The following is a 1,613-nucleotide window of genomic DNA, read 5'->3' as shown; positions in this document are numbered from 1 at the left end:
AGGGCCTCGATGCGCAGCAGCATGGCGTGGACGAGGCCGACGGCGTCCACGGCGTGCAGCGCGACGCGGCGCAGCGCGCCGATGTCCTTCTGCTGCAGCAGGTCGTGGTTGCTCGTGTAGGCGTTGGCGATGCAGCTGCTGCCCGGCGTCACCCCGTCGAGCCCGTTCTCGTAGAGCGGCTCGAGCGACACGAGAATGGTGCCCGGCCGCGTCACGTTGGCCGCGTCGATCAGCTGCTCGCCGCCGCGGAACTGGCCCGCCGCGATGAAGTCCTGCACCTTCGTCACCACCATCGGGATGACGGTGAAGGGCTTCGACACGCAGACGGCCTCCGCCACCATGCCCACGCGCATCACCTGCGCCTCGATCTGGCCGAAGCCGGCCTGCAGCGCACCGCGGCCCGAGCCCTCCGGAATGAGGATGCCGGCAGGCCGGGCGAACGGGTTGACGATGTCGCCCACCTGCAGGGCGAACTGCTCGATCCGCCCCGACACGCCGGCGCGGATCATCGTCTTGTCGAGGTCGACTTGCGCCTGCGACAGCGCCGCCTCGGCGCTCGCCTTCTGCGCCGGAAGCAGCGTCGCGAGCTTCGCCTGCACGGCCTCCTTGCCCGCGACGGCCGCGTCCACCGCGCCGCGGCGGCCCTCGACCACGTTCTCCAGCCGCTCGATCTCGCGTCGGGCGACGATGTCGGCGCCGCGGCGGTTCAGCTCCTGCTTGGTCTCCAGCTCGTCGATCGCCTGCTGCAGCGCCGAGCGCGCCTGCACGATCTGGCCTTCGGACGCCGCGAGGTCGGCCCGCGCCACCGTCATCGCCGCCTCGACCTCGGCGATCTGCCGCCGGGCCGTCTCGACCGCCGCCTCCTGCTTGGAGCTGTCCAGCCGGAAGATCGGCGCGCCCTTGGCGACGCTGTCGGTGATCCGCACGAAGATCTCGGCCACCCGACCGTTCGTCTCCGGCACGATCGGCACGGTGCGGAAGAACGACGTGACGTTGGTCGTCTTCGGGTGGTTGTAGAACACCACCGTGATCAGGCCCACCGTCAGCATCACGCAGCCGACGATGCCGAAGCGCAGCTCGTACCAGACGGAGAAGAGGGTGATCTCCCGGCCGAAGCGCTTCCCCTGCCGGAAGCGCCGGTAGAGGTAGTCGGGAAGGATCGTGACGAGCGAGCAGAGCAGCAGTTCGAGCATCGGTCAGCCTCCGTGCGCGTGCGCGTCGGCGTGGCCGCGGTCGTCGGCCCCGTGCTTCTTGTCCAGGAGGGCCTCGGCCTCGGCGTTGCCCTTGCCGGGCTCGATGCCGGCCATTTTCTCCAGCGAGCCGGCGATGCGCCCCAGCGGCGTGCCGAAGTCCGGCAGGTCGACGAGGGCGAGCAGCAGCCCCGCGATCCAGAAGACGTGCATGTGCGTGAACAGGGCAAGGAGCCCCAGCACCGCCACGATCTCGAACTGGAGCTTCTGCGACTTGTGCGCCATCCGCTCGGGGAGCGTGTGGATGTAGAGGAACGCGACCCCCACGAAGAACACGGCCAGAAGCAGGAAGACGGCCATGCCGACCAGCAGCGGGTCGCTGCCGTCCGGCCCGCCGATGAACACCGGCAGCGCATGCGGGGC

The 1,613-nt window shown here is 70.1% G+C and carries 2 protein-coding genes; both read right to left on the bottom strand.

Annotation, left to right across the window (positions count from 1 at the left end; all coding sequences use genetic code 11):
* On the bottom strand, positions 1-1,193 hold a 1,193-nt coding region (locus ACX9GQ_RS25010), incomplete at its 3' end, for an HlyD family secretion protein (RefSeq protein ID WP_459632313.1).
* A 3-nt stretch (positions 1,194-1,196) separates the two neighbouring features.
* On the bottom strand, positions 1,197-1,613 hold a 417-nt coding region (locus ACX9GQ_RS25005; protein ID WP_459632312.1), incomplete at its 5' end, for a hypothetical protein.

The organism is Alsobacter sp. R-9, assembly GCF_054612375.1.
This window is presented reverse-complemented; position numbering and strand designations above follow the sequence as displayed.